Source organism: Sulfuricurvum sp., from assembly GCF_041651515.1.
Classification (GTDB): domain Bacteria; phylum Campylobacterota; class Campylobacteria; order Campylobacterales; family Sulfurimonadaceae; genus Sulfuricurvum.
The window spans coordinates 41,218-63,457 of record NZ_JBAZJF010000008.1; the positions used below are offsets into that span (position 1 = coordinate 41,218).

The window sequence follows — 22,240 nt, forward strand, 5'->3', positions numbered from 1 at the left end:
AAAAGGAGATAGCGATGTCAAAAACAGCACTTTTATTTGGTATACACATGCATCAGCCGGTGGATAACTTCGACTGGGTGATTGAACATGCGATAGCGGTTTGTTACAAACCTTTTTTTGAGGTGATGAGCCGCTATCCCTCGTTTCGTTTCAGCGTTCACTGCAGCGGATGGCTGATGGAGCAGATCGAATTGCGTGATCCAAAGCTTTATAAACAGATCCAAAAACTTTCTAAAGCGGGGAGTATCGAGTTTTTCAGTGCGGGGTATTATGAACCGATTTTGAGTGTTATTCCTTCTCGTGATCGCTTAGCACAGATCAACCGACTCAATGACTCTATTTCGAGTCGATTCAAGCAAACCCCCAAAGGACTATGGCTCACTGAGCGGGTATGGGAATCCGCCCTTATCCCAGATTTGGTAAAGGGCGGTATTGAGTACACGGTGATGGATGATTACCACTTTCAATGTGCCGGGTTTGATGAAGCGATATTGGACGGTTATTACCTCAGCGAAGAGGGTGGAGAACAAATTGCACTCTTTCCTATCAGCAAAAAGCTTCGCTACGCAGTGCCGTTTATGCGTGTCGAGAAAGCTTTGGATGCGATCAAAAGCTACACGCGGGAGAAAAACTCTGCCGCTATTATCTTCGACGATGCCGAAAAGTTCGGTATGTGGCCTGGAACCTATACGTGGGTCTATGAAAAAGGGTGGTTGGAGAAGTTTGTCGAAGCGGTCTTGGCGGATGAGACGATTGAGACACGACATTTCGGAGAATACTATCGTGCCGAAAAACCGCGTGGAATTACCTACCTCCCCAATGTATCGTATTATGAGATGGGGGAGTGGAGTTTGCGCGCCGATGATGCTCACGCACTGGAGCGGTTCAAGCAGGAGATGGGGTTTGATCGATATGAACGAGAAGGGGTAAAGTTTCTCAAAGGGGGGATTTGGAAGAACTTTTTTGTCAAATACCCGGAAAGTAACCGTATCCACAAACGGATGCTGGAACTCTCTGCGCAGCGGGAAGGTATCAATCGCGAGGATTTCGACAATGCTCTCTATAAACTTCAAACCAATGATTCGCTTTGGCATGGGGTATTTGGCGGATTGTATCTCCCTAATCTGCGGGATACTTCATATCACTATCTTATAGAGTGCGAAAATATCCGATACGGATCTTGCAATAGTATAGAATCGTACAACAACGAACTCGATGGTTACGAGAAGATTAAAGTGATTACTCCTGAATTGATTTGGCGATTTGATAGCGGTTGTGGAGGACAGCTGGTCGAATTGGATATAAGAGAGAGCTGTTTTAACTACCAAAATACCCTTACCCGTCGCAGGGAGTCCTATCATCAACGGGTATTAGAACCTATTTTGCATGAGAGCTTATGCGAAGACGAGACCCCGGCGGAGGATGGGATTGATACAATCCACACCGCAATGGCAGAGATTGATGATAGTCTTCGTGATGCGATTATTTATGACTGGTATCTCAAAAATTCGTTTATCGACCATATCAGTGATGAGAGTTTCAACGTTAATCGTTTCCGCCATTGTAATTTTACCGAATACGGTGATTTTACCAATCAACCTTTTGAAACACAGTTTGATCAAAATAAAATTACTTTTTCACGTCAAGGCGGTCTTTACTTCCCTGAAAAATCAGATGCATCATTAGAAAAAAACTATACACTGAAACCTAACGGAGTCGATTTCGAGATAAAATTTTCAGGTGAGAGAGTGGGACAACTGCTTTATTGTTTAGAGCACAATTTCCATTTTTCCGATGCCGATGAGGTGTGGATAAACGGGATGGCTGTTTTGGAAGAAGGGGAGATAGAGTCGTGTGAAAGAATCGAGCTAAGAGACGCTGTTTTAGGTAAAATGATAACGTTTAACCTTGATCAGCCGTGTACTTTGCGTTATTTCAAACTTAAAACACTCTCTCAGAGCGAACAGGGATTTGATTTAACCGTGCAGGGGATTAGTTTGGCGATGAGTATCCGTTTCGAGAGTGCCTTTAGTCTTAAGGGGTCAATGGAGATAACCAATGTCTGAAATTCGGTACGACCGACTGCATGATATCCATGTGATTATCGCACCTGAGCGGCTTCGACATCCCGATGATACTGAATCATTTGAGAAGGTTACTCCTGAACCGTATTCAAGTGAGCCATGCCCTTTTTGTGAGGGGAACGAGTCAATGACACCTCCTGAGATATATGCACTTCGCAACGAGAGAAGTTTCCCTAATGATAAGGGGTGGAAGACTCGTGTCGTTCCCAACCTTTTTAAAGCGGTGCAGATCGAAACTCCTCCGAATCACCATTGTGGACTGTTTGAACATTGGGAAGGGTTTGGTGCCCATGAAGTGATCATCGATACTCCGGTGCACAAAACATCGATGTGTGAGTGGGGTGAAGAAGATGTGATTGTCTGGCTAAAAACCCTCAGCCAACGGGTAAGCGATTTACGACATGACCACCGAATCGTTTATATTTCACTCTTTAAAAATGAGGGTAAAAACGCAGGTGCAACGATGAGCCATTGCCATACACAGCTTATCGGTCTTCCTATTATCCCAAAGAGCATTCATGAACTTTTTCGTCGCTCATGGGAGTATTATCATACAACCTCTCAAGCTTTGATGGAATCGATCCTCTCTCATGAAGAGGAGACTCAAAGTAGAATTATTGAAAAAGTAGGAAATTTCACCTCTTTTTGCCCCTATGCTAGCGGTTATCCGTTTGAAGTAATGATCAGCTCGATCACTAAAACAGGTCAAATCGATACATTAAGTTCTGAGGAGGTAGAGAGTATTGCCTCATTACTTGTATCAACTTTTAAGCGCTTAAAAAGGCAATTGGGGATATTCCATTTTAATCTATGGATATCGACACCTTCATTGAATGACGATATCGACTCTTCGGAAATATGCCGTTTTACGATTCGCATCATGCCCAGACTTTATCGACACGGGGGATTCGAGAATACGACGGATATCCTCATCAATCCGGTTTCGCCGGAGTTAGCGGCAAAATTATTACGGGAGAGCAACCATGAATAAAGGGCGTCTGTTGTTCGCATCAAGCGAAGTGTACCCATTTGTAAAAACCGGAGGATTGGCGGATGTTTCCCATTCGCTTCCAAGAGCGTTGAATGAAACGTACCACGTCTGCGTTGTACTGCCGCTTTACGGTGCGATTGACCGTAAAGGTTTTAAAATAAAGAAGATTGAGTCGTTTGAAGTGGTTATGGGGGGAGTATCTTATGATATTCAGCTCTACGCAACCCGTTATGAGGAGATAGAGTATCGCTTTGTCTATTCGCCGTTGTTGTGTGATCGGGAGTTTATCTACGGTCCTCCTGAGGCTGGATATGAGGATAATGGACTTCGTTTCGGGCTTTTTTCCTATGCAATAGCTGAAATGCTACGACGAGAGCAATACCCAATTGTCCATCTCAATGATTGGCAGTGTGCATTGGTCACTTTGTTGGTCAAAGAAGATCCTTCTATTACGACAAAGACCCTTTATACGATTCATAATCTTGCTTATCAAGGCTCATTTAATCCATCGGTACTGTCTCAGATCGGTATTGATGAACGCTACTATACGATGGAAGCTCTGGAATTTTACAACCAAGTAAATTTTATGAAAGCGGGGATTGCCTTCGCCGATTCGATTACGACGGTGAGCCCAACCTATGCCAAAGAGATTTTAACTTCCGAATTCGGATGCGGGTTAGAAGGGTTCTTGTCGGTTCATAAACGCAAACTTCATGGGATACTAAACGGGATTGATTCGGAACACTTTTCTCCCGTTAATGATAAAGCGCTTGTTGAGTGTTACAGTAATGCCAAAGGGAAAAAAGCTTCCAAAATCGATCTTCTAAAAGCTCTAGGTCTCAAAGGAGCTACAAAACCGCTTTTTGTCTTTATTGGCCGATTTGCCCACCAAAAGGGGATCGACCTATTAGTCGAGACACTACCGAAAATAGCCGAATTGGAGTGTAATATAGCATTACTTGGTGAAGGTGACGAATCGTATTCTGATTCACTAAGCGCGATTAGTGAGCAATACGGTAATATCGTCCTCACTTCGGGATACGATGAAGCTCTCTCACACCGTATGTATGCGGCGGGGGATTTTTTACTGATGCCATCCCTGTTTGAGCCGTGCGGACTTAACCAAATGATCGCCTACGCTTACGGTGCCGTTCCTGTGGTAAGTCATGTCGGTGGATTGGTCGATACAGTCAAAAAATACGAATCCTTTGATGAACAAAGCCCATCAGGATTTGGACTCATCTTTAGCACACCAACATCGCGTTCTCTCCTCTCGGCCGTCAAAAAATCGTGTGAACTTTACAGCGATAAAAAATTCTTCGAATCGATTGTCAATCACAACATGAAGTGTGATTATTCATGGTCAGAGAGTGCCAAAGAGTATATTAAAATCTATAAACGACTCATCAAGTGAAAAAGCTCTTCATCGATATCGGCGGAACCCATCTTCGTAGTGAGATTGAGGGTGATGGCGATATTATTCGAGAATGTATCGATTCTAATTCGATAGCTTTGGTTGCTTTTATCGAACAACAAATTGCCCTCCATCCTCAAATCGATTTTATCGGTATTTCGTATGCGGGTCAGGTTGATAATGGGGTTATTATCTCCGCTCCTAATATTAATATTGATAAATATGAAATTGCTTTAGAGATCGAGAGACGATGCGGCATTCCGCTCCTTATCGACAATGATCTCAACTGTGCCTTGCGTGCCGAAGCGGCGTACTGGAAATCAGAGCAGATTGCCGCTCTTTATGTCGGAACAGGGATTGGTGCGGCAGTGATCGACCATGGGATGTTGGTGAGAGGGGCTAAAAATATGGCTTACGAGATCGGTCACATACCCTATAAACCCTCACCTTTGGTGTGCGGTTGCGGGCGAAGTAACTGTCTCGAACTTTATGCATCCGGTTCTGGGATGGCTAAATGGCTGGAATATTACGGGAGTAAAGCATCACCAGTTTTAGCTGAGTTAAAAGGCTCAATAAATGATGCTTTGGTGGCAGAAGAATTTGAAGAGGCATTTCTCCATGCCGCTGGGGTATTGGTGACACTCGGAAATCCTGAAATTTTGGTTTTAGGAGGAGGGGTAATAGAACAAAATCCCTATTTAGCTACACTGTTGAACAATAAACTTAAAAATTATGCCCTCTCACCTGCATTGCAAGGGCTTCGGATCGAGACAAGTGTGTTAGAGAATGCTCCGTTAATGGGTGCGAAATTATTGGAGAACCATAATGGATAAATTGCGTATTTTATTTGCCGCATCAGAGGTGGTTCCGTTCGCCAAAAGCGGCGGTTTGGCCGATGTTGCCGGAGCATTGCCTAAGGCTCTTCGTGCACTCGGACATGATATACGTATAGTTATGCCACGCTACTACATCGTCGATCGAGAGAAATACGCTCTTAAACTCATGGAAGGTGCTCTTGGCGTCCCGATGGGTGCTATGGGGGAGATATGGGCAGGTGTTTATGAGGGGCTCCTTCCCGGAACCGATGTTAGCGTCTATTTTATCGACCATGAGGGATTCTTCGGACGGGGTGGATTGTATGAAGAAAACGGCTTTAGCTACCTCGATAATGACACCCGTTTTATCTTTTTCTCCCGCGCAGTGATGCAACTCGCCAAAAAACTCCATTTCCATCCCGATGTGATTCACGCGAACGATTGGCATACTGCCACGATACCGTTGATGCTTAATATCCACTATCCCTATGATAGCGATTTTGCCTATACAGGATCACTCCTCACTATCCATAACCTACAGCATCAGGGGCACTTTCATAAGGGAGCTATGGATGTACTTGATATTGGATGGGATCATTTTAATGCCAATGAGGTCGAGGAGTGTGACGGCATAAATCTTCTCAAGGGGGGAATCGTGCACGCCGATGCCATCAGTACGGTGAGCCGTAAATATGCACAAGAGATACGGACATCGGAGTTTGGATGGGGGATGGAGAATCTCATTAATAATTATTCGTTCAAACTGCACGGTATCCTTAACGGTGTTGATTATGAGGAGTGGAGTCCAGCCGTCGATCCGTTTATCGCCCAAACTTTTGATTTGGATTCTATGGAGGGGAAAGCAGTGTGTAAAAAAGCGCTGCAGAACACGTTTGGACTTCCTGAACGTGACGATGTCCCACTCATTGGATTGGTGGGGAGATTGGCAGAGCAAAAGGGGATTGAGCTGATTGTTCATGCTATCCACGCTCTGATGCATATGGAGATACAAATTGTCCTCCTTGGAGCAGGAGAGAAGTGGGCGGAGTATTTTTTCAGCGACATTGCCGGACGTTATCCTGACAAGTTCCGCTGCTATATCGGATACCGAAACGATCTTGCACACCAAATTGAAGCGGGAAGCGATCTGTTTTTGATGCCCTCACTCTTCGAGCCGTGCGGATTGAATCAAATTTACTCTCTACGATACGGAACATTACCGATCGTTCGCGCAACGGGAGGATTGGATGATACGATCGAAAACTATCATAATGACAGCAATCATGGTACGGGATTTAAATTTTACGACGCTACACCGAATGCCCTGATTAATACCGTCGGTTGGGCAGTTCATACGTGGTACAATGATCGAGAAGGGTTTAAGCAGATGCAACATAATGCTATGGAGAGTCGATTTGACTGGTACCATGCCGCCAAAGAGTATGAAGCACTTTATTATCAGATTAAAGCGGGGAGAAGAGGAGAATGACGATTATCCAACATAACCCTATAACGTATGAGCTATCCTTGTTGAGTGAACTGGATATCTATCTGTTTAAACAAGGCAATCATACGAAGCTCTATGAAAAACTTGGTTCCCATCCTATGCAGTATCATGGGGTTGCTGGGGTCTATTTTGCGGTGTGGGCACCCAATGCAGCGTATGTGAGCGTTCGAGGCGATTTCAATGATTATCACACGGAGTCCCACCCGCTGAAATTGCGTGATGATGACTCGGGAATTTGGGAAGGATTTATTGCAGGGGTAGAGCAGGGGCTTACCTACAAATACCACATCGTTTCTAAATTTCATAATATCGTCCATGATAAAAGTGATCCGTTCGGTTATTATGCCGAAATGCCTCCAAAATCGGCATCACGTGTGTGGAGTTTGGAAAGCTACGGCTGGAGTGATGAATCATGGATGAAGTCACGCTATCAGAATAATGCCCATGATGCACCGATCAGTGTCTATGAGATGCATGTAGGCTCATGGAGACGCAAAGTTGAAGAGGATAACCGTTTTCTCACCTACCGTGAGCTTGCCGTGGAGTTGGTCGCGTATCTAAAAGAGATGAACTATACCCATGTCGAGTTTATGCCGCTTACCGAGTATCCGTTTTTCGGCTCATGGGGATATCAGGTGGTGGGATATTTTGCCGCTACCGCACGATTCGGTACACCGCAGGATTTGATGTATCTGATCGATACATTGCATCAAAACGGCATCGGAGTTATAATGGACTGGGTACCGTCTCATTTCGCCGTTGATATGCACGGTCTTATCAACTTTGATGGAACGGCACTGTATGAGCATGAAGATCCGCGACAAGGGTATCATCCTGAGTGGGGAAGTATCATTTTTAACTACGGACGCAATGAAGTACAGTCCTTTTTGATCAGCTCAGCAATGTTTTGGTTGGATAAGTATCATATTGACGGTATTCGTGTCGATGCAGTGGCATCAATGCTCTATCTCAATTACGCTCGTAAAGAGGGAGAGTGGATCCCTAACAAATACGGCGGGGATATTAATCTCGAAGCCGTAGAGTTTTTGAAAAAACTCAACATCAGCCTTTATGGTGAGTTCTCCGATATATTGATGATCGCTGAAGAGTCAACCGCCTATCCGATGGTGACCCGTCCAGTGGATGTCGGGGGACTTGGGTTTGGATTCAAATGGAATATGGGATGGATGCACGATTCGCTCAAATATATGAGCTATGATCCGCTCTTTCGTCAGCACCACCACAATCAGCTCACTTTTAGTATGTGGTATGGATTTGATGAGAACTTTATGCTTCCTCTGAGTCACGATGAGGTCGTTCATATGAAAGGCTCTCTTATCAACAAAATGCCCGGAGATGTAAATCAAAAATTTGCTAATTTACGTGGATTATTTGCATATATGATGGCGCATCCCGGGAAAAAACTCCTCTTTATGGGGGGCGAGATTGCCCAGTTTGCTGAGTGGAATTTTGAGCGTTCTCTGGATTGGCATTTGCTCGATTTACCTCTTCATCACGGGTTACAAAAGATGGTTTCGGATTTGAATGCCCTGTATTCAAAAGAGAGAGCATTGCATCTGTATGATGAAAAACGAGAAGGGTTTGAGTGGATCGATGATCATGACTACAGCCGAAATTGTCTCAGTTTTATACGTAAAAGCGATAACCCGAGCGAAAATGTTTATGTCGTGTGCAATTTTTCTGATGAAACGAGGGAGAATTTTCCACTTGGTGTTCCATATGAGGGAGAATATGTTGAGATCTTTAACTCCCAATCACATTTCTATGCGGGGTGGAATATAGGCAATACAGGTGCATTTCAAGCGGTTAAACAGTCGATGCATGGACGAGAGTTTTCCATCACCCTGACGCTTCCTCCGCTTGGAGTACTTTATCTGAAACAAATCGTTAAGGATTTGTAGGTAAAGTAATGAAACACATGAAAAAAGTGAGGCAGCTATGATTTTGCACGATTACGAATTTGACTCGAAATATACAAAAAGTGTCGCCTATTTTTCAATGGAATTCGCTATCCATCAAGGGCTTAAAATTTACTCAGGTGGACTTGGTTTTTTAGCCGGTTCACACATGCGGAGTGCTTATGACCTTCACCAAAATATAATTGGTGTCGGTATTTTGTGGAGCTTCGGTTATTACGACCAAACACGCAGCCCAGATCGCACTCTAAAAGCTGAATTCGTCCGAAAGCACTACTATTTTCTCAAAGATTTAGGAATTCAGGCGAAAGTGAGTATCCATTCTCAAGATGTTTATATCAAAGCATTTTATCTCTCACCCGATATTTTCACCTCGGCACCGTTAATTCTCCTCTCTACCGATATTCCCGAAAACGATTTTTTAGCCCGAACGATTACCCACAAACTTTACGATGCTAATGAAGAGACCAGAATTTCTCAAGAGATTGTTTTGGGAATAGGTGGAGTTAAAGTTCTTGAAGCACTTAAGCAAACGATCGAAATATATCACATGAATGAGGGGCACGCTTTACCGCTGGTTTTCGAGCTGTACGATAAATACTGTAATATGGACGAAGTAAAAAAACGGGTTGTTTTTACAACCCATACTCCTGAAGATGCCGGAAATGAACAGCATGATATTGGTTTGCTTCATAAATTCGGTTTTTTCAACGGTTTGCAGATAGAGACGGTTCGTTCCATTATGAAGATGGAAAACGAGCAAAACTTTAATCTTACGGTAGGGGCATTGCGTTCCTCAAAAATTACTAACGGTGTTTCCAAATTTCATGGAGAGGTAGCGAACCGCATGTGGAAAGATTGTGAGGGACGTTCCGAAATTATTCATGTTACCAATGCACAAAACCGCCGTTTTTGGACCGATAAAGATTTGCTTGCTGCATTGGATGATCACGAGGATTATCAGATCATTAGCCGTAAAAAACATCTTAAGCGGGAGCTATTTGCTGTGGTGGCTGATCAAACAGGAAAAATGTTTGATCCCGACGTGTTGACGATTGTCTGGGCACGTCGTTTTGCTGAGTACAAACGTCCCGGACTCATCAAACATGATTTTGCACGATTTAAAAAGCTTCTTCAGCGTAAAGACAAACCGATTCAAATTATATGGGCAGGAAAACCTTATCCTTTTGATACCAACGCAATCAATGTTTTTAACGAACTAATCCATATCAGTCACGATTACCCGAATATGGCAGTATTGGTCGGATACGAGCTCGATCTCTCTCGGATGCTTAAAAAAGGATCTGATATATGGCTTAACACCCCACGTGTCTCACGTGAAGCAAGTGGGACAAGTGGTATGACTGCGAGTATGAATGGTTCCATCCACTTCTCTACGGATGACGGATGGCACCCTGAGTTTGCCAAACATACGATCAACTCCTTTACGATCCCTCCGATCGACCATAGCCAGCCGATTGAGCTTCAGGATGCTGAAGATAATAGAAATATGATGGATTTACTCGAAAATCAGATTATCCCGATGTATTATGATAAACAGGAACAGTGGACACAGATGATGAAAAATGCGATGGCGCATGTTATCCCCGCGTTTGATTCTGGGCGTATGGTACATGATTATTACATGAAAATGTATAACATCTAATTTTCTATAATAAGTGTTTATTGTGAAAAAATCACTACGCTGTAAGAGCCGATAGAAACTGAAGCATAACAGGGGAGTCCGTCGCACTCTCCTTGGTCGGTGAGGATATCGGTACTCAGAAAATTGCCAAAATCATCGTTATACCCTCCCCAATCGCTGTTAAAACGGAGCTTCCAATATCCCTCACTCGGAAAACCAATAACATAATTTTCTTGTTCCTCATGTGAGAAGTTTGCAACGATAACAACGTCGTCCCCCGCTCCCCCTTTGTCCCAGCGATGATATGCAATAACTTTGTGCTCATTATTCATGTGATAGACTTGAGTAAATTGCCCGCACAGACCACGTGTGAACCCCTCACGGTTGGAGCGTAACCCTATGAGATCCCGATACAATCGCACGATACCGTGAAACTCAGCACATTGATCCCAATCAACAGGAACCGTATCACGAAACCATCCCCCCTCTAAGAACTCTTGACCTTGGAAAATCATTGGGATACCGGGGGAGGTAAAGACCATTGCAGCGGCCAATGTTGAGCGTTTCTGCGCGTACCACCCTTTGGGATCATTCGGGTTGATCTCTTGCGGTACACGGGCATGACCGTTTGCAACCTCGTCATGTGACTCGCTGTAAATAACCCGATCAAAGGCATCATCGTTATAGCGGTATAAGATGGCATCACGTATTGCGCCGAGTGATCGCTGCTCATCTTGAGGCGTTACCACTGCTTGACGTATAGGATGGACAAACATAGCATCCCACTGAGAGGCGAATCCGGCACCGCCGGCTCCCACTTCTTTAGTGATCCATCGATTATTTTGAAGATCCTCAGCGATTGTAATACAACCTGGAAATTTCTGTGCAATCTGGCTATTGATCCACTGGAGCAGACTCCACCCCTCAGGAATATCGCGCTTATCGGAATCGTTTACCATACGAATAAACTGAGTGCAGTCGAAGCGGATACCATCTACATGGTACTCCTCGAACCACATCATAGCGTTATCCAAGAGGTATTGACGGACCTCTCCCCGCCCGTAATCGGGTCTAGTATCTCCCCATGGGGTGATTGAGCGATCATCGTTGTAAAAATAGATTCCACCGCGGCCGTTTTCGCTCCAACCGTCAAACTGCCACAGATCAAGGTCGCTGGGACCAAGGTGGTTGTACACAACATCAAGTATCACCGCAATACCCGCTTTATGGGCTCGCTTGATAAATTGTTTGAACGCCAATGGACCTCCGTAATCACGATCTACGGAAAAAATTTGGGCAGGGTTATACCCCCATGAGCGTTCTCCCGCAAACTCACCTATGGGCATAATCTGAATCGCATTGATACCGAGTTTTTGCAAATGTCCCAGACGCTCGGATACCGATGAAAACTCACCTTTATGCTTAACATTTTCTTGATCATTGAATGTTCCGACATGCAACTCATAGATGACAAGTTCATTCCACGCCGCGATACTAAAATCGTCCCCATCCCAGTCAAAACGTGTATCATGAACAATGGCGTTTCCGACGGAACTTGTCACTTCACGGGCATACGGGTCGATCCGCTTGAACTCACCGTTTTGTGTAGAGAGGAGAAACAGATATTCATCACCTGTATGAGCTTCAGCCACATTTGCATACCAATACCCATTTTCCTCCGAGAGCATCGGGTGCTTCTTGCCATCCCATTCGTTGAATGATCCGATAACGGATACGTGTTGTGCATGGGGTGCCCACACGCGGAAGGCAACTCCCTGAGTGTGTAGAATCGATCCCATTCCCTTGATTGCAGTTTCATCACTCATGGCTTAATTCTTCTTTTAATTAAGATGTATGACTAGATTGTATCGAATACATCATTTTTTATGTAATAGTGAATCTATATAACTATAATATTAAATAGTATGGTATTCTAAATAAGCCAACGCTTGCTTAGCCTTTGGGATATGATTAACCATATCACGCATATTATCAAGAGTATCACAGCCGCGCAGATCGGGAGTAGGGTAATGGATGAAAACCCCAATAGATCCCGAAAAAATGGAATCAATAACATTGCACTGAGGAGGAAACTCACCCCTCCGAACATGTAAATCATCATGGGATTTATGCGTAATTGAGCCGATTGTTTGAAGCGGGAAAAATCGCTGTTGACAAGAACCAATAGAAAAATGGCAGCGATAAGAGCTGTAAACAGGGTGATTCGAATATTACTCATTATCCATCCCCTATCGTGAAGGATTGTATATCCGACGAGTAAGATGAGGGCAATTCCCATTCCCTGAACCAGCGCAAATCCAATGTTCTTTAGGGTAAAAGGGCTTGCATTCAGACGGCGCGGCAGACGGTTCATAATATTTTGTCCGGCAATTTCCGCTTCAAAAACAATGGCACAGGCCGGATCGATCAGCAGTTGGAGCAATACAATATGTACGGGTTGCAGTATTACGGGCCAGTGCAGCAGTGCAGGGAGAAGTGTTAGCGCGATTATCGGAATATGGACGGCGAATACAAAACGAGTCGCCTTGGTAATATTGTCGTAAATCGTTCTCCCCTGTCGGATGGCAGCAACAATACTGGTAAAACTATCATCCAAGAGTACAATTGCAGCCGCTTCACGTGCGACATCCGTACCCCTCTCTCCCATGGCGATTCCGACATCGGCAGCTTTGAGTGCCGGTGCGTCGTTTACTCCGTCACCCGTCATCGCCACAACATTTCCATTTTTTTGCAGCAGTTGCACCAGACGTAGCTTTTGTTCGGGTTGCATCCGCGCACATACATCCGTATTCCGAAGCCTATAGAGTAAATTGTCATCACTCAGATGGGAAATCTCATCACCGGTAATGATATCTGCATACTCGGATAGGTTAACTTCCTTTGCAATAGCACGTGCGGTAGCCGGATGATCGCCTGTGAGCATAATGATCCGTATACCGGCATTTTTGCATTCATAAATTGCATCGGAGACTTCGGGTCGTGGAGGGTCTATAAACCCAATGAGTCCGAGAAATGTAAAGTCAAAATCATGTTGACTTTTTGGCCAATGGGGACTTATGCTGCTTGCTTGCAGTTCCCCTTTTGCTACTCCCAGTACGCGCAGACCACGTGCAGCCATAGTTTCAACACGGTGTTCAATTTCTTGCAACTGGAGGGTTGATAAATGGCACAAATCCGCGACCGCTTCAGGAGATCCTTTTGTCGCCAGCAGATGCAGTGATGGATTGATATCGGAGTATATCTGTGTCATGGCCATAATATCAGGGGAAAGATCATACTGAAACTCGGGGCTGCATTCATCATGCAGGTGCTCGGTTCCGTTTAGCTTTGTATGTCCGAAATTTTGGATAGCTTTTTCCATAGGGTCAAAAGGATCAGCCGGGGTTGCCAACATGGCAAATTCGATCAATGGGTGAAACATTTCGGGTAATTCGTTTTCTTGGTGTGCGATGTATGAGCTATTTTCTACGGACAGTTCGGCAATTTGCATACGATTTTGGGTCAAGGTTCCGGTTTTGTCCACGGCGAGAATCGTAATAGCCCCCAAAGCTTCTACCGCAGATATGCGGCGGGTGAGGACTTTTATTTTCGTCATACGCCATGCGCCAAGGGCCAAAAACACGGTTAGAATGACAGGAATCTCTTCGGGCAGGGTTGCCATTGCCAGCGTAATACCGGAGAGGAGGCTTTCCAATACCGTCTTGTCATTCCACAGCCAATTGATAAAAATCAATGCAAGTGCAAGCCCTATGGCAATGAGGCTTAAATTGCGGATCAGGGAACGTGACGCTTGCTGCAATCCTGAGGGGATTTCATCGGTTTCTGCCAACGTCTGCCCTATATGGCCGATTGCCGTATCGATTCCAGTGGTTTGTACTATGGCGTATCCAAACCCTTTGGTAACTACGGTACTGGCATATAAGAGAGACGTTGCATACGGAAGTTTATTGATCGGGACCGCCTCTCCGGTTAAGAGGGATTCATCAACGGACAATTGCCCCTCAACCAGCAGTGCATCGGCGGCAATGCGATCCCCTTCATGCAAAACCAGCAGATCCCCCGGAACGACCTCTCGACCGGCAATGCGAATTTCGACTCCATTACGTCTTACCAATGCACGCGGTGCAGAGAGATCACGTAATGATTCCAATGCACGCTGCGTTTTATGCTCTTGTACCAATGTGATACCGATGACCACCAATACGAAAGCCAGTAAAAACAGAGCTTCTGCACGATCGCCTAATGCCAGATAAATACTTCCGGCTACCAGTAACATTAAAAACATCGGTTCTTTAATGACGTCTAAAATAATATAGGGGAGTGTTTTTGGAAGGGTACCCGGTAATACATTGAAGCCATACTGATTTCGTTTGCCTAAGACTTCATCACTAGTTAACCCGCTTAATGCACTTTCTGTGATCATAATATGTTCACTTAAAATTGAATGATAGATAATTATAAATAATAGCATAATAATAAAATTATGAGGTAAAATAGGTGAAATTCATTATTCTTTAAACCCATACATAACAGAGGAAAAGAATGAAAACGATGACAATTCCGGAACTATTTTCGACATTCGAGACATCTGATAAAGGGCTGAGTGCTGCTGAAGTCTCAACACGACAACGTCAGCACGGATTTAATACTCTTCCTGCCATCGCTACTACCCCGTGGTATTCTAAATTAGCTGCCCAATTTACCCATTTTTTTGCCCTTTTACTGTGGGCTGCGGCGGCAATCAGTTTTGTGAGTGCTTGGATCGAGCCGGCATCAAATATGCTTCCCATCGGATGGGCTATTGTTATTGTGATCGTGTTGAACGGAGGATTCGGCTTTTATCAGGAGTATCGTACTGAAAAAAGTCTGGAGGCATTACGTAACATGCTCCCTTTAAAAGTACGGGTATCGCGTGATGGGGCAGAGAGTCTTATTTTGGCAAGTGAACTGGTCCCCGGTGATATTGTATTACTTGAAGAGGGGGATAAAGTACCTGCCGATATGTATCTGATTCATGCATCGGATGTATGGATTAATGAGAGCACCCTAAGCGGAGAGAGCGAACTCGTTTCGGCCGATAGCGTGGGGAGTGATAATACGAAGAATATCCTCTATTCCGGGACGTATGTCGTTAAAGGTGAGGGAAGGGGCTTGGTATTTGCTACCGGCAAAGAGAGCCGATACGGAACTATTGCCGCTTTGACACAGAGTGTGGAATCGGGTGTGAGTCATTTGCAAAAAGAGATTGCCCATATTTCTAAAGTGATAGCCTTTACCTCGTTAGCAATTGCAGGAAGTTTGATCGTTCTCTCGGGGTTTGGAGAAAATGAGTTATGGAAAACCTTTTTATTTTCACTCGGCGTATTGGTCGCATTGATTCCTGAGGGGCTATTGCCGACGGTGACCCTCTCATTGGCATACGGCGCGCAGCGGATGGCTTCCAAAGGGTTTTTAGTTAACGGTCTAGGCGTCATCGAAAATTTGGGTGCGGTGACCGTAATAGCGACCGATAAAACCGGAACGATCACCCAAAACAAAATGGAAGTTGCCGCATGGGCCGAAGAGGAAAAACAAGATCCCTCTCAAGAACTGCTGGATGCGGCGCTGTTGTGCAACCGTGCCGATGCAACTACCGGAGATCCGATAGAGCAGGCTCTATTTAGCTTTTCAAGCAGATATACCGATGTACTCAAGCGGCGTAGCGAGCGTCAGATGGTGAGTGAGTATCCGTTTGATTATCACCTAAAGCGAATGAGCACGGTTCACTCTGCTCAAAAAGGTTTCTCTGTTTTTTGTAAAGGGGCTCCGGAAGTGATCCTTACCTTATGTGATGAGGTCTATACGGCAAACGGCAAAAAAGAGATTACACAAGATGAACATCAAAAACTGATCGAAAAACATGACGCAATGGCAGCGCTTGGATATCGGGTGATCGGATTTGCTTCACGTAACTCTGATGTATTGCCGACATCGCGGCAAGAGGCTGAAAGTGCTCTGAGCTTTATTGGCTTTATTGCGATGGTGGACCCTTTACGCGACGATATTATTGCGGCGGTCGAGTTGTGTCATAAGGCGGGGATTCGGTTGCTGATGATTACGGGAGACCATCCCCTAACCGCCGGAGCGATCGGAGTGAATGCCGGGATTATTACCAAGGTCACTGAGGTTACGACGGGGGAAGACTTCGATAAACTCCCCCCCTCTGCCATCAAGCGGTTGTTGCGTAAAAATCATGTATTTGCCCGAGTTTCACCGGAGCAGAAACTCTCATTAGTTACTTTGCTAAAAGATATGGGAGATACGGTAGCCGTAACGGGAGACGGGGTAAACGATGCTCCGGCTTTGAAAAAAGCCGATGTGGGTATCGCCATGGGGTCAGGAACGGATGTGGCAAAACAATCGGCAGATGCGGTATTGATGGATGATCATTTTGCGACGATTGTCAAAGCGATAGAAGAGGGGAGAACGGTCTATGAAAATATACGCCGCTTTATCACCTATATGCTCTCTAGCAATCTTCCTGAAGCAGTTCCTTATATCTTCTTTTTCGCTATGGGACTCCCTTTGGCCCTACCGGTTCCACTTGTATTGGCGATCGATTTGGGAACTGATATCGTCCCTGGGATGGCTTTAGGTGCCGAGTTGCCACATAAGGGGCTGATGAATGAAGGTCCACGAAGTCGAAAAGAGCACATCCTTACACTGGGCGTTTATCTAAGAGCTTTTGGATTTTTGGGACTGTTGAGTGCGGCGTTGTCTATGGGACTTTTTTGGTTCTATCTCAATGCTCACGGCTGGAGAGGGGAATCCTTGTCATGGAGTGATCCGTTGTATCTTCAAGCGACCACCTTGACCTTTGCCGCAATTGTATTTGCCCAGATCGGTAACGGTCTTTCGTGCCGCAGTAGAAAAGATTCTGTATTTTCGATAGGAGTTTGGAGTAACCGCTTTTACTGGATCGGTGTAGCGGCTGAATTGGTCTTGTTGGGTATCCTTATTTTTGTTACGCCATTAGCCCATATTTTCGGAACCTATCCGTTTGATCCGATCTATTGGTGGGCAGTCATAGCGGTTACGTTCATTGTATTGTTTGCCGAAGAGGCTCGTAAAAGGGTGGTTCATTATTTTTTCAAGCATTGATTTGGCTCAAATAATACACGTATGAACCCTAATGATACATTTTGAGAGAAAAAGGGTAGCGCGCTATGTTCTTTTTTGACTTCGCATCGGCGATTTAGGTACACTAAAAAACTTTTTAGATCGGAACCACAGTACATGAAACAGATGATGCAGATATACCGCGATAATAGGGATGCCGTTGAGGGGTTTTTACTGAGCACTATCAGTGATACTCCCCATCAGGATTTAGATGAGGGACAAGTCAAGAATTTTTTTAAACGGCTCCCTTGTCTGAGTGACATGTACTTGATAAATGTTTCAGGGAAACAGATTACCCCTACATGGCGCCGTAGCGGTCATGATACGTCATTAAAAGGGAGCGATCGTTCTTATTTCATCAACCGTATACAGTTTGATGATAAAGGGAACTATATCTCCAACCCTTACATCTGTGCCAACAGCGGTCAGCCGAAAGTCTCCGTTGCTCGTAAATATTCGGATGGAAGCATCGCCGTATTTGATCTTGATGTGGTTGGGGTCCTGAGTAAAATGCATCTCATTGACAGCAACCGTCTGATCTCAAAACTTTCTGTTTCGGTATATGCGCTGCTGGGAGGGGGGCTTGTATTACTGGCATTGTTCCTCGGTGTCTACGGATTGATCGGATTTGTGAAAGCGCTCATGAGTTTCGGTGACGAGACATTACAGCATGTGTTTAAATCGATCATCGGCATTACCCTTGCGATTGCTATTTATGATTTGGCGAAAACGATCTTGGAACAAGAGGTATTCTACCGTTCCTTGACCCCAGAAGAGGGGACTGAATACAAAACATTGACTAAATTTCTTACTTCGATCATTATCGCACTTTCGATTGAATCGTTGATGGTGGTGTTCAAAGTGGCGATCGATGATATCCGCAATATGAACTACGCCTTTTACCTCATCAGCGGAGTCGGAATTTTGATTATCTCTATGGCAGTATTAAACTTCGTCAGCCGTAAGAAGCACGAAGGGGACGAGTAATATCTCTGATACCGATATATATTCATAACTGATACGCACTCATAAGATGCAAGGGGATAAAACATCTATAGTGTAAAAATAGCAATTACAGCCCATAAAAGAGTGTTGCTACGTTCTCGATGATAAAGTCCGAGGGGTGATGCACCCGATCAAACCGGCACTCGATAACACGGATCTCTCCAACATCAAAGATCCTGAGGGAAAACATCTCTTTGTCGAATTTGTTCAAGTGGCCAAAAAGGATAAAGAGGGGTATGTGTCATACATGTGGCCCAAACCCGGCAGCGAGGCACCTCTGCCGAAATTGACGTTTGTACGTGGATTCCCGGCATGGGGATGGATTATTGGCAGTGGTGTTTATGTAGATGACGTGAACGATGAGTTTTGGCAGATTGTCATCGAAAAGACAGCGGCGATTATGGTGTTGATTCTCCTCATTGGAGCGGGATTGTTTGCGATACAACGTTCTATTGGCGGGAAGCTGGGGAGTATGCAGAAGATGGCGCAAGAATTGGCAAGCGGCAACGGCGATTTGACCAAGCGGCTTAATATCAAAGGGAACGATGAACCCTCAAAGGCCGCCGAATCGATCAACGCATTTATCGGTGCCACCCAGACGATGGTTCAAAATGCCAAGCGTGCCGCCGAAGAGAATGCGTCGGTCGCAACCGAACTGTCGCAAACCTCTCTGGCTATCGGACGCCGCATGGAAGATGAATCGGTTCAGATTGATGGAATTTATCAGAGTGTTGAACAGGTGATCACACATCTTGTCCGTTCCAAAAAAGAGAACGAAGAGACCTCTGCGGAGGTACTTGAAGCCGCAGAAACACTCCGGGATTCGCAAAAAGAACTTGTGTCGATGATCGACATGGTGAATGAGAGCGTTGAAACCGAAGCAGAATTTGCCGTTAAACTGCATGAGTTGACCAGTAATGCACGTCAAATTCGTGAAGTCCTTTCGGTTATCGGTGACATTGCCGACCAAACCAACCTTCTTGCTCTCAATGCTGCTATTGAGGCGGCACGCGCCGGTGAACATGGGCGTGGGTTTGCTGTAGTTGCCGACGAAGTGCGTAAATTGGCGGAGCGGACACAAGGGAGTCTGACTCAGACCGATGCAACCATTACGATGATTGTGGCATCCATCGAAGAAGCGTCGATACAGATGGGGCAAAATGCGAAAAATATAGAAAAAGTAGGGAAAAAATCGCAGGTGGTTGGGGAAAAAATCGATCAAACCGCAGCCGTAGTACAGAGGACGACCGACGCAATCCAAAAACTGATGAATGAGTCCGATGCCAGTACAAAAGAGGTGGAAGGGATTGCTCACAGACTCTCAATGATTACCGAATTCTCCCGTGCCAATACCCGAAGTGTCGAAGAGATCGCGACAACAACGGAGCTTTTGCATCGAGTAGCTGAAGGGCTGAATGAAAATCTCGGGCGGTTTCGGGCCTAAGCCCTATATAAAGAAGATTAGTTTTAATGTTGGATGATAATTTGATAATAAATATGTGATACTTCAAACAGTAGCAATTTTTACAAAAAGAATCACATAATGAAAAAATTAGCTTTTTTAGCTTTTCTTGCCACATCGTTGTTAAGCGGTAGTGACTATAAATACGAAATTACCCCTGTCCTAGGTTATACCTTTCCCAATCATGATCAGGAACTTAGAGATCATACGGTAACGGGTGTACAACTGCAGTTTAACGAGGTTAATACGCCGATTAAGCCTGAACTGTTGTTTCTGTACAGTGACACGGATCGTAGGGATGATAGAGATGACGTAGATATATCTCGATTGGTACTGCACGGTGTGTATGAATTTCACCATATCAATAGGTTAACCCCGTTTATGAAAGGGGGTATTGGATATGAAATCATGAGTGATCATTATTTGGATAACCATAACAGCCCCTTTGCAGATGCGGGAGCAGGGCTCAAAATCGGTTTGACAGATCAAATTTCATTAAAGATTGAAGCTTTGGAGATGCTGAAATACAACAAAGCAAATTGGGATTTAAATTTGCTTTATATGTTAGGCCTCAATTACGCATTTGGCCAAAAAACAATAACAGAAAAATCTTCAGAATAAATCGCTGCAATGCGTTATTTCCATACTCCTGCAATCACAGTACCGCAGTAAGGGCAGCTGTTAAGGTTGACTAAGTCGTTGGTGACATATTGCCCGATGTTACCATGGCGATTGATGAGCAGTTTTGTGCATGAGGGACAATAGGTAGATTCGCGTGCATTGTCATCAATATTGCCGACATAGAGATATTTAAGCCCTTCTTCTTTACCTATTTCATACGCTCTTCGAAGCGTTTCAGGTGGGGTGCGAGGGATATTAACCATTTTATACATCGGATGAAAGGCACTTATGTGCCATGGCATATACGGGTCAAGGTTGGCTTGAAAACGTGCAATAGAGCGTATCTCTTCATCAGAGTCATTATAACCCGGGATGAGTAGAGTGGTGGTCTCAATCCATATCCCTTTTTTGTGGGCGTATTCGATCGTATCAAGTACGGGTTTGAGTGAGGCACCGCAGATATCTTTGTAAAAGGATTGGCTATATCCTTTAATATCAATATTCATCCCATCCAAAAACGGTGCAATCGTATCGATCGCTTTATGGGTCTCATAGCCACTGGTGACGTAGATGTTTTTTAAGCCTGCTTCGTGGGCAAGTTTGGCAGTATCATAGGTGTATTCGAAAAATACCACCGGCTCGTTGTAGGTGTAGGCAATACTGCTACACTCATATTCCAAAGCCAGCTCGACAGCTCTGCGCGGTGAAAGCTTACTTCCAATGATTTCATGATGGTGTTCTTTGGGGTATTGGGAGATATCGGCATTTTGACAAAATTGACACGAAAAATTGCATCCGACCGTCCCGAAGGAGAATACTTTCGATTTGGGCAAGAAATGAAACATCGGTTTTTTTTCGATCGGATCAACATTGACCGCCGCCGCTATCCCATACGTCAAAAGGAGAAGTTCACCGTTTATGACTTGTCGAATACCGCATATGCCGTATTCCCCCTCGGTAAGGGTACAGTGCTGATTGCATGCCTCGCATGCAATCCGGCCATCGTCGAGCTTTTTGGAAAGCCATGCTGGTGATGACATAGTGACTCCTTTACAAAAAGTCTTATCCGTTTTATTTCGTAAAATGCTTCAATAATTGATCGTCGGGAGTGTTTGTTAAATCAGAATGAAGATTGACCGTCATACTGCTTTTAGCTGCCGAATTCAGCAATTCGACGATCTGATTGTTGATCGCTTTGGGTGCGGCAAAATACCAGTTCTCATGAGGATGGTTTTGCAAGGCACTGGAAATTTGCGCAGCGATCTCTTTGATACGGCGATGCTCTTCTTCCAATTCGATATTATGATCTTCTCCAGAACCACTACCGATTACACCCTGACCGGCACCTACCCCCCTAAAATGTCCTTGCTGGTCAGAGACTTTTTCATTCAAACGCTGATGGAAATCGAGTGTATCGATACTCTCAATAAGTCCAACCGATTCTCTTCCAACCGGATCCTTTTTAGGGGAAAAGAGTTTAAAACGCTGCAGATCAGCGACAATAATAAGTGTTGATGACATATTAACTCCTTTTATATAGTAACTGGCCAGCAAACTCTGGACTTTACAGCTCTTTTTTT

15 protein-coding genes are annotated in these 22,240 nt (G+C 44.7%); 11 read left to right on the forward strand and 4 right to left on the reverse strand.

Annotation, left to right across the window (positions count from 1 at the left end; genetic code table 11):
* Positions 1-14 precede the first annotated feature (14 nt).
* From WC407_RS12385 to glgP, 7 genes are read left to right on the forward strand one after another with little or no spacing between them, the layout of a single operon-like run.
* Positions 15-2,066, forward strand: a complete 2,052-nt coding sequence (locus WC407_RS12385) for an alpha-amylase/4-alpha-glucanotransferase domain-containing protein (RefSeq protein ID WP_373022976.1) — start codon at positions 15-17, stop codon at positions 2,064-2,066.
* On the forward strand, positions 2,059-3,075 hold the full coding sequence (locus WC407_RS12390; protein ID WP_373022977.1) for a UTP--glucose-1-phosphate uridylyltransferase: 1,017 nt from the start codon (positions 2,059-2,061) through the stop codon (positions 3,073-3,075). Before WC407_RS12385 ends, WC407_RS12390 begins: the two co-directional genes overlap by 8 nt.
* On the forward strand, positions 3,068-4,489 hold the full coding sequence (locus WC407_RS12395) for a glycogen synthase (protein ID WP_373022978.1): 1,422 nt from the start codon (positions 3,068-3,070) through the stop codon (positions 4,487-4,489). The genes WC407_RS12390 and WC407_RS12395 overlap by 8 nt, the downstream gene beginning before the upstream one ends.
* A complete protein-coding gene (locus WC407_RS12400) occupies positions 4,486-5,322 on the forward strand; it encodes an ROK family protein (protein ID WP_373022979.1) in 837 nt (278 codons plus the stop codon). The genes WC407_RS12395 and WC407_RS12400 overlap by 4 nt, the downstream gene beginning before the upstream one ends.
* Positions 5,315-6,793, forward strand: coding sequence for a glycogen synthase GlgA (gene glgA, locus WC407_RS12405; RefSeq protein WP_373022980.1), 1,479 nt, complete (start codon positions 5,315-5,317; stop codon positions 6,791-6,793). Before WC407_RS12400 ends, glgA begins: the two co-directional genes overlap by 8 nt.
* Positions 6,790-8,733 carry a 1,4-alpha-glucan branching protein GlgB gene (glgB, locus tag WC407_RS12410; RefSeq protein WP_373022981.1) on the forward strand — a complete coding sequence of 648 codons (1,944 nt, stop codon included), beginning with the start codon at positions 6,790-6,792 and terminating at the stop codon, positions 8,731-8,733. The genes glgA and glgB overlap by 4 nt, the downstream gene beginning before the upstream one ends.
* Positions 8,734-8,770: 37 nt before the next feature.
* Positions 8,771-10,414 (forward strand): alpha-glucan family phosphorylase, encoded by a 1,644-nt coding sequence (glgP, locus tag WC407_RS12415; RefSeq protein WP_373022983.1) that lies wholly within the window; start codon positions 8,771-8,773, stop codon positions 10,412-10,414.
* A gap of 17 nt (positions 10,415-10,431) precedes the next feature.
* Here the strand turns inward: glgP and WC407_RS12420 are convergent, their stop codons facing one another.
* Both WC407_RS12420 and WC407_RS12425 read right to left on the reverse strand, forming a co-directional pair.
* The gene (locus WC407_RS12420) at positions 10,432-12,219 is read right to left on the reverse strand and encodes an alpha-amylase family glycosyl hydrolase (RefSeq protein WP_373022984.1); all 1,788 of its coding nucleotides are present in this window, start codon (positions 12,217-12,219) and stop codon (positions 10,432-10,434) included.
* Between the two features lie 107 nt (positions 12,220-12,326).
* Positions 12,327-14,837, reverse strand: coding sequence for a cation-translocating P-type ATPase (locus WC407_RS12425; RefSeq protein ID WP_373022985.1), 2,511 nt, complete (start codon positions 14,835-14,837; stop codon positions 12,327-12,329).
* Positions 14,838-14,956: 119 nt separating this feature from the next.
* Here WC407_RS12425 and WC407_RS12430 point away from each other — a divergent pair, with 119 nt between their 5' ends.
* The 4 genes from WC407_RS12430 to WC407_RS12445 all read left to right on the forward strand — a co-directional run bounded on the left by WC407_RS12430 (position 14,957) and on the right by WC407_RS12445 (position 20,660).
* On the forward strand, positions 14,957-17,554 hold the full coding sequence (locus WC407_RS12430; RefSeq protein ID WP_373022986.1) for a cation-translocating P-type ATPase: 2,598 nt from the start codon (positions 14,957-14,959) through the stop codon (positions 17,552-17,554).
* Between the two features lie 135 nt (positions 17,555-17,689).
* Positions 17,690-18,559, forward strand: a complete 870-nt coding sequence (locus WC407_RS12435) for a hypothetical protein (RefSeq protein WP_373022987.1) — start codon at positions 17,690-17,692, stop codon at positions 18,557-18,559.
* 94 nt (positions 18,560-18,653) lie between these two features.
* Positions 18,654-20,021, forward strand: coding sequence for a methyl-accepting chemotaxis protein (locus WC407_RS12440; protein WP_373023013.1), 1,368 nt, complete (start codon positions 18,654-18,656; stop codon positions 20,019-20,021).
* Positions 20,022-20,120: 99 nt separating this feature from the next.
* The gene (locus WC407_RS12445) at positions 20,121-20,660 is read left to right on the forward strand and encodes an outer membrane protein (protein ID WP_373022988.1); all 540 of its coding nucleotides are present in this window, start codon (positions 20,121-20,123) and stop codon (positions 20,658-20,660) included.
* A gap of 14 nt (positions 20,661-20,674) precedes the next feature.
* Here WC407_RS12445 and amrS read toward each other — a convergent pair whose 3' ends face one another.
* The gene (gene amrS / locus WC407_RS12450) at positions 20,675-21,700 is read right to left on the reverse strand and encodes an AmmeMemoRadiSam system radical SAM enzyme (protein ID WP_373022989.1); all 1,026 of its coding nucleotides are present in this window, start codon (positions 21,698-21,700) and stop codon (positions 20,675-20,677) included.
* A 31-nt stretch (positions 21,701-21,731) separates the two neighbouring features.
* Positions 21,732-22,181 (reverse strand): host attachment protein, encoded by a 450-nt coding sequence (locus WC407_RS12455; RefSeq protein ID WP_373022990.1) that lies wholly within the window; start codon positions 22,179-22,181, stop codon positions 21,732-21,734.
* Positions 22,182-22,240 lie beyond the last annotated feature (59 nt).

Excerpts from the sequence above, each read along its gene's own strand:
- WC407_RS12385 (WP_373022976.1), top strand. The coding sequence starts at position 15 with ATGTCAAAAACAGCACTTTTATTTGGTATACACATGCATCAGCCGGTG.
- WC407_RS12390 (WP_373022977.1), top strand. The coding sequence starts at position 2,059 with ATGTCTGAAATTCGGTACGACCGACTGCATGATATCCATGTGATTATC.
- WC407_RS12395 (WP_373022978.1), top strand. The coding sequence starts at position 3,068 with ATGAATAAAGGGCGTCTGTTGTTCGCATCAAGCGAAGTGTACCCATTT.
- glgA (WP_373022980.1), top strand. The coding sequence starts at position 5,315 with ATGGATAAATTGCGTATTTTATTTGCCGCATCAGAGGTGGTTCCGTTC.
- glgB (WP_373022981.1), top strand. The coding sequence starts at position 6,790 with ATGACGATTATCCAACATAACCCTATAACGTATGAGCTATCCTTGTTG.
- glgP (WP_373022983.1), top strand. The coding sequence starts at position 8,771 with ATGATTTTGCACGATTACGAATTTGACTCGAAATATACAAAAAGTGTC.
- WC407_RS12420 (WP_373022984.1), bottom strand. The coding sequence starts at position 12,219 with ATGAGTGATGAAACTGCAATCAAGGGAATGGGATCGATTCTACACACT.
- WC407_RS12425 (WP_373022985.1), bottom strand. The coding sequence starts at position 14,837 with ATGATCACAGAAAGTGCATTAAGCGGGTTAACTAGTGATGAAGTCTTA.
- WC407_RS12430 (WP_373022986.1), top strand. The coding sequence starts at position 14,957 with ATGAAAACGATGACAATTCCGGAACTATTTTCGACATTCGAGACATCT.
- WC407_RS12435 (WP_373022987.1), top strand. The coding sequence starts at position 17,690 with ATGAAACAGATGATGCAGATATACCGCGATAATAGGGATGCCGTTGAG.
- WC407_RS12445 (WP_373022988.1), top strand. The coding sequence starts at position 20,121 with ATGAAAAAATTAGCTTTTTTAGCTTTTCTTGCCACATCGTTGTTAAGC.
- amrS (WP_373022989.1), bottom strand. The coding sequence starts at position 21,700 with ATGTCATCACCAGCATGGCTTTCCAAAAAGCTCGACGATGGCCGGATT.
- WC407_RS12455 (WP_373022990.1), bottom strand. The coding sequence starts at position 22,181 with ATGTCATCAACACTTATTATTGTCGCTGATCTGCAGCGTTTTAAACTC.